Raw genomic sequence first — 7,053 nt, forward strand, 5'->3', positions numbered from 1 at the left:
GCCCGGCGGGCAAGTGAATCGTCCGGCTTTCAGGGTCTGACCTGCCGGTTCTCTCCGTTTCTTCTTCTGTGCTACCGCTGTCCTTCTACTGCTCGTCGCTTTCCCCGGCGCTTTCCTCCGCGCTTTCCTGCACGCTCCCCTTGTCGACGCCCTTGTCGACTCCCTTGTCGATCTCCTTCGCGCCGGGGGACTTCTCCGGCTGCTCCGGGCCGCTCCTGGCGGGGTCCTTGAAACCGATGTCCTCGTAGCGCGGGGCGGCGAAGGCGAAGGCACCGGCGTTCGCGACGGCCGGCTTGGCCGCCACGAGCTGCGGGCGCTGGTAGAGGGGGATGGACCCGGCAGCGGCCCAGATGCGCGCGTCGGCCCGCCTGAGCAGATCGCGGGCCGCCTTCTCGTCCAGCTCGGAGGCCGCCTGGTCGAAGAGCTGGTTGATGTGGTCCGTACCGACGCGCGTGTAGTTCTGTTCCACCAGCAGCGAGCCGTCCGAGGCGGGGACGGGCTTGGCGTAGATCGGACGGCCGTCGGTCGCCGGGTAGGCGGTCGCGGGCCACGAGTAAAGGGCGAGGTCGTAGTCGCCCGACGCGATGTGGTCCTTGAAGTAGCTGGCGTCGGCGACCTTGGTGATCTCCGTACGGATGCCGATGCGGTCGAGCATGCGGGCGATCTTCTCGCCGACCGTACGCAGCTGCTCGGAGCCGGGACCGGAGGGAAGGACGAAGCGGAGCGTGAGGGGCTTGCCGTCCTTGCCGAGCGGGCCGGGCAGGGGGGAAGCGGAGGCCGATGCCGACGAGGAGCCGGAGGGGGACGCCGAGCCGGAGGCCGGTGCCGCCGTGCCGCGCGGGGCGTACGCGCCGGCCATGCCGCCCGGCTGCCTGTCCTGGGCGCTGACGTCCGCGTCGTCCAGCGACTGGACCCGGCCCGCGGGGGCCGGCGCGATGACGCGGGTGCCGCTCTCGGAGAGCGGGGCACCGCGACCGGGCTTGTTGTCACCGACGATGTACGCGCCCTCGTCGGAGGCGCTCTCGGAGCCCGAACCGGAACCGGAATCCGAACCCGACTCCGAGTCCTTCGAGTCGGACTCCTTGTCCTTCTTCTTGTCCTCGCCGCTCTTCTCGGCGTCCGCGTCCTTGTCCTTGTCGTCCTTGTCCTTCTTCTTGTCGGCGTCGGCCTCGCTCCCGGCCTTCGTACCGTCGTCCTTCTTCAGGGCGCCGCCGGGCGTCCAGCCCGCGTCGGCCAGGAGCGCCTGCGCCTCCCGCGTGTTCTGGTCCCCGAGCGCGTCGCTGCTGTCGGCGTACGCGTGCTGTCCGGCCAGCGCCAGATGGCTGCCGGGCGGGTTCGCCGGCAGGCCGAGCGGCTTCAGTACGGCCTCGGCCAGCTTCTTCCGGTCGAGCGCGCGGGCCACGGCGCGCCGTACCCGCTCGTCGGCGAGCGGTCCGGTCTCGCCGTTGAGCGCCAGCTGCGTGAAGGCGGGCTCCAAGGACTTCCGTACGACATAGCCCCCGAGGCCCTGCTGCTCCTTGGCGTACTTCGCGATCGCCTCGGTCGTCCTCTCGCGGGACTTCCGCGCGGCGTCGGCCTTCTCCTCGTCCGAGCCGTTCGCCAGGGCCCAGGAGCGCATCGCCGACGCGGGGGTGATCTCGGCGCCGGGACCGTGCGCGCCGGACTGCGACCCGGCGGCCGCCTGCGGTCCGGTTCCGGACCGCTGCCCGGTTCCCTGCGGCCCCGCTCCGGCGCCCCTCTTCTTGTCACGGGCCGCCTGGTCGATCCGCGACGCCACCGGGCTGTCGATCTCGGCGAGGTCGAGCGTGCCCGCGGCGAGCGCGGTGGCGCGCTTCTCGCGCGGCACGGCGCTCAGGACGATCGTGTCGAGCTTCGGTCGCGCGCCCCACCAGCGGGGGTTGCGGACGAGGGTGATCTCGCGGTCCGCGCGGTCCAGCTCCTTGAGCTGGAAGGGCCCGGCCGTGGCCTTGAGCTTGGCGCGCGCGCCGTCGTTGAACGAATTCGGCGCCCCCATCACGTCCTTCGGGTACAGCGGGCTGAAGAGGGCCCTCCAGTCGGCGTACGGCTTGTTGAAGGTGACCCTGACCTCAAGGTCGTTCGCGCCGCGCTCGATCTTCTGGATGCGCTCGTACCCGGCGTTGCGCGCGGTCCAGTACGCGGACTCCTTGCCGCTCAGCGCGCGCCACTGGGCCACGAAGTCGGCGGCGCCGAGTTCGCGGCCGTCGCTCCACACCGCCTGCTGGTTGAGCTTGTAGAGCACGACCTGCTTGGGCTCGCGCTCGACGATCTTCGCGGACTCCAGATAGTCCGGGTTGCGCTGCGGACGGCCGGTCTTGTCGAGCGTGAAGAGTGCGGGCAGTACGGCTCCGGCGATGCGCGACGTCGTGGCGTCGGCGTCCGCCTGGAAGGCGTTGAGGGTCGTGGGCACGGTGTCCACCGCCCAGCGCAGCGTCCCCCCGTCGGCGACCCGGTCCCGCGCCGCCGGCCCGACGTCCTGGGCGGCGGCCGGGACCTTGCTCCGCTCGTCGTCGCCCGAACTGCACGCGGCGAGCACGGGCAGGGCGAGCACGCCGGTGGTGAGTAGAGCGACGGAGCGGATGGTCCGGGAGCATGTCCTCCCGCGTGGGGCGCCGACCTGGGACATGGCTTCTACCTCTTCGTCCTGTTTGTGGAATTTAGAGATGATCACACCTATTGCCCGCCCACTGAAGTGGACCGATTCCCGACGATCGCGGCGACACGGCGGCCCGGGGCGCGAAGCCCACCCGAACGGCCTAGCAAGGAACGGGACACAGGCCCGCCGGAGGGGCGAAAATAACGGGGCGCGACATCAACGACGCGGAGCGCACGGCTCAGGTATGCGCCGGGAATCCCTGCACGTCCCTTCACAAGCGGGGATGTGAGGAGCGACACTCGCAGGCGCATTACCGATGGCATCGCTCCCCTGCGGAAGTGAGGGCACGTCATGTCCCAGCCGGAAGATCTGACAGCAGTCCACCGTCGTATCGATGAGCTCGTCCAACGCGTCGCGGACCTGGAGCGGACGGTCGGCCGACTGAACGAAGCCGTACCGGTCGCCCCGTCCAGGCCCGCGCCCCAGGACCGCACGGATGTGGTCACCATCCCGGACGCGCCGTACAACGCGGCGCTGTGGACGGACTCCGACGACGAGGGGCTCGGCCTACGGGACCGGCGCGCGCCCTAGCCGGGCGCGGCTCCGTTCGCCCCCACGCTCCCCGTCACCGCACGCACCGGCCCACCATCGATCGCACCGGCCCTACGACCCCCCACCCACCTGATCCCACTCCATCTCCATACGGAGTTTTCGTTGGCAACAGGCACGGAACGACCCCAACTGAATACGGGCGTGCACGACACATCGCGTGCCGCCATCACCGCCCGCCATCTGCGGACCGACCGCTGGTGGCTGGCGCCCGCCGCCACGGCGGCCGGGCTGCTCGCCTTCCTCGTCTACTCGTCCTGGCGCGCGTTCGGGAACGCCCACTACTACGCGGCGCCGTACGTCTCACCGTTCTACTCGCCCTGTCTGGCGGAGAATTGCGAGCCGATGAAGGGCGGCCCCAACCTGGAGATCTTCGGCGGCTGGTGGGGCATCTCGCCCGCGCTGATCATCCTGATCTTCCCGCTGGGCTTCCGGATGACCTGCTACTACTACCGCAAGGCCTATTACCGGAGCTTCTGGGCGTCGCCGCCCGCCTGCGCCGTCGCCGAGCCGCACAAGAAGTACAGCGGTGAGACGCGCTTCCCGCTGATCCTGCAGAACATCCACCGGTACTTCTTCTACGCGGCCGTGCTGGTGGCGGTCATCCTCACCTACGACACGGTGCTCGCCTTCCGGAACTCGGACTACGAGTGGGGCCACATGGGCCTCGGCACGATCCTGATGGTCATCAACATCGTGCTGATCTGGGCGTACACCGTCTCCTGCCACTCCTGCCGCCATGTCATGGGCGGCAAGCTGAAGCACTTCTCCAAGCATCCGGTGCGCTACCGGCTGTGGAGCTGGGTCGGGAAGCTGAATCACCGTCATATGCAGCTCGCCTGGGCCTCTTTGATCAGCGTCGCCCTCGCCGACTTCTACGTGTATCTGCTCGCCAGCGGGGTCTTCGACGATCCGCGCCTCTTTTAGTCCTAGGGAGAGCCTTCAGCAATGACGCAACTCGAACGCGAGCAGTGGGACGTCGTGGTGGTGGGCGCGGGCGGAGCAGGTCTGCGAGCCGCCATCGAGGCGCGAGAGCGTGGCGCCCGTACCGCTGTCATCTGCAAGTCGCTCTTCGGCAAGGCCCATACGGTGATGGCCGAGGGCGGCATCGCCGCCTCCATGGGCAATGTGAACTCCGGGGACAACTGGCAGGTCCACTTCCGCGACACCATGCGCGGCGGGAAGTTCCTCAACCAGTGGCGGATGGCGGAGCTGCACGCACAGGAAGCGCCGGACCGGGTCTGGGAGCTGGAGACCTGGGGCGCGCTCTTCGACCGCACGGCGGACGGGAAGATCTCCCAGCGCAACTTCGGCGGGCACGAGTATCCACGTCTCGCGCACGTCGGCGACCGGACCGGCCTGGAGCTGATCCGTACGCTCCAGCAGAAGATCGTCGCCCTCCAGCAGGAGGACTTCCGCGAATTCGGTGACTACGAAGCCCGGTTGAAGGTCTTCCAGGAGTGCACCGTCACCTCCGTACTGAAGGAGGGCGAGCAGGTCTCGGGCACGTTCTGCTACGAGCGCGAGTCCGGCCGCTTCTTCGTGCTGGAGGCACCCGCCGTCGTCCTCGCGACCGGCGGCATCGGCAAGTCCTTCAAGGTGACGTCGAACTCGTGGGAGTACACGGGCGACGGGCACGCGCTGGCGCTGCTCGCCGGTGCCCCGCTGCTGAACATGGAGTTCGTGCAGTTCCACCCGACGGGCATGGTCTGGCCGCCCTCGGTGAAGGGGATCCTCGTCACGGAGTCGGTGCGTGGCGACGGCGGGGTGCTGCGCAACTCCGAGGGCAAGCGGTTCATGTTCGACTACATCCCGGACGTCTTCAAGGAGAAGTACGCGGAGTCCGAGGAGGAGGGCGACCGCTGGTACGACGACCCGGACAACAACCGGCGCCCGCCCGAACTGCTGCCCCGTGACGAGGTGGCCCGTGCCATCAACTCCGAGGTCAAGGCGGGCCGGGGCACGCCGCACGGCGGTGTGTACCTGGACGTGTCCACCCGGATGCCGGCCGAGGTCATCCAGCGCCGACTGCCCTCGATGTACCACCAGTTCAAGGAACTGGCGGACGTCGACATCACGGCGGAGGCGATGGAGGTCGGCCCCACCTGTCACTACGTGATGGGCGGCATCGCAGTCGACTCGGAGTCCGCCGCCGCCCCCGGGGTGCTCGGTCTGTACGCGGCCGGCGAGGTCGCGGGCGGGATGCACGGCTCCAACCGGCTGGGTGGCAACTCGCTCTCCGACCTGTTGGTCTTCGGCCGGCGCGCCGGCCTGCACGCCGCCGAGTACGCGGCGGGCCTCACCACCCGGCCGGCCATCGACGAAGGTCAGATCGACGCGGCGGCCGCCGAGGCGCTGCGCCCGTTCGGCGCCGAGGAGCCGGAAGGCGGCGGCGCGCCCGAGAACCCGTACAGCGTCCATCAGGAGCTCCAGCAGACGATGAACGACCTCGTCGGCATCATCAGGCGCGAGGGCGAGATGGAGCAGGCGCTGGAGAAGCTGGGCGAGCTGCGCCTGCGGGCGGCGCGCGCCGGGGTGGAGGGCCACCGGCAGTTCAACCCCGGCTGGCACCTCGCGATCGACCTGCGGAACATGCTGCTGGTCAGCGAGTGCATCGCCCTGTCGGCACTGGAGCGCACCGAGAGCCGTGGCGGTCACACCCGCGAGGACTGGCCCGGCATGGCTCTCGACTGGCGGCGGGTCAATCTGCACTGCCGGCTGAACGATTCGGCACGGGACCCGTCGGCGGACCCCACGCTCGGCCGGATCAGCCTCTCCAGGAAGACGACCGAGCCCATCCGTCCCGACCTGCTCGACCTCTTCGACAAGGAAGAGCTGGTCAAGTACCTCGCCGAAGAGGAGCTCCACGAGTGAGTGCCAGCACGACTCCGACGCAGAGCACATCCGCCTCGTCCAACGCGTCCACCGCGCCCGCGCCCGCTGCCTCCGGCGCCTCGTCCACCTCGTACGAAGCCAAGTTCAAGGTCTGGCGGGGCGACGCCGAGGGCGGCGATCTGAAGGACTTCGCCGTCGAGGTGAACGAGGGCGAGGTCGTCCTCGACATCATCCACCGCCTCCAGGCGACGCAGGCGTCCGACCTGGCGGTGCGCTGGAACTGCAAGGCGGGCAAGTGCGGTTCGTGCAGTGCGGAGATCAACGGCCGGCCGCGGCTGCTCTGCATGACGCGGATGTCCACCTTCACCCGCGAGGAGACGATCACCGTCACCCCGCTGCGCGCCTTCCCCGTCATCCGGGACCTGGTGACGAACGTGTCCTTCAACTACCAGAAGGCGCGGGAGGTACCGGCGTTCGTACCGCCCCCCGGGGTCGCCGCGGGCGAGTACCGGATGCAGCAGGTCGACGTGGAACGCTCGCAGGAGTTCCGTAAGTGCATCGAGTGCTTCCTGTGCCAGGACACCTGTCATGTGGTGCGGGACCACGAGGAGAACAAGACCTCGTTCGCCGGGCCGCGCTTCCTGATGCGGGTCGCGGAGCTGGACATGCACCCGCTGGACGCGGCCGAGGAGACCGGGCTGGACCGGAAGCAGACCGCGCAGGACGAACACGGGCTCGGCTACTGCAACATCACCAAGTGCTGCACGGAGGTCTGTCCCGAGGGGATCAAGATCACGGACAACGCGCTGATCCCGCTGAAGGAGCGGGTGGTGGACAAGAAGTACGACCCGTTGGTCTGGCTGGGCAACAAGATCCGGCGGCGTACGACGAGTTGAGGCACCGGGGACCGGTTGAGGGCCGGGGCCGGTTCTCTGTTCTCAGCCCTCTGTCCTCTGTCTTCTGTCCTCAGGCGCGGGACGGGCCGCGGGTCGGCC

5 protein-coding genes are annotated in these 7,053 nt (G+C 69.2%); 4 read left to right on the forward strand and 1 reads right to left on the reverse strand.

Going from position 1 to position 7,053, the window contains the following annotated elements; translation table 11 throughout:
* Positions 1 to 85: 85 nt before the first annotated feature.
* Positions 86 to 2,644 (reverse strand): ABC transporter family substrate-binding protein, encoded by a 2,559-nt coding sequence (locus ACFT9I_RS36430; RefSeq protein ID WP_382571659.1) that lies wholly within the window; start codon positions 2,642 to 2,644, stop codon positions 86 to 88.
* 321 nt (positions 2,645 to 2,965) lie between these two features.
* Here ACFT9I_RS36430 and ACFT9I_RS36435 point away from each other — a divergent pair, with 321 nt between their 5' ends.
* The 4 genes from ACFT9I_RS36435 (at position 2,966) to ACFT9I_RS36450 (ending at position 6,954) form a co-directional block, all read left to right on the forward strand.
* Positions 2,966 to 3,205 carry a hypothetical protein gene (locus tag ACFT9I_RS36435; RefSeq protein WP_382571660.1) on the forward strand — a complete coding sequence of 80 codons (240 nt, stop codon included), beginning with the start codon at positions 2,966 to 2,968 and terminating at the stop codon, positions 3,203 to 3,205.
* 123 nt (positions 3,206 to 3,328) lie between these two features.
* On the forward strand, positions 3,329 to 4,150 hold the full coding sequence (locus tag ACFT9I_RS36440; protein WP_382571661.1) for a hypothetical protein: 822 nt from the start codon (positions 3,329 to 3,331) through the stop codon (positions 4,148 to 4,150).
* Between the two features lie 21 nt (positions 4,151 to 4,171).
* Positions 4,172 to 6,097: a fumarate reductase/succinate dehydrogenase flavoprotein subunit gene (locus tag ACFT9I_RS36445; RefSeq protein ID WP_382571663.1), complete on the forward strand. Its 1,926-nt coding sequence runs from the start codon at positions 4,172 to 4,174 to the stop codon at positions 6,095 to 6,097.
* Positions 6,094 to 6,954, forward strand: coding sequence for a succinate dehydrogenase/fumarate reductase iron-sulfur subunit (locus ACFT9I_RS36450; RefSeq protein WP_382571664.1), 861 nt, complete (start codon positions 6,094 to 6,096; stop codon positions 6,952 to 6,954). Before ACFT9I_RS36445 ends, ACFT9I_RS36450 begins: the two co-directional genes overlap by 4 nt.
* The last annotated feature ends 99 nt before the right edge of the window (positions 6,955 to 7,053 follow it).

Origin of the sequence: Streptomyces sp. NPDC057137 (assembly GCF_042670825.1) — a bacterium.
Classification (GTDB): Bacteria; Actinomycetota; Actinomycetes; order Streptomycetales; family Streptomycetaceae; genus Streptomyces.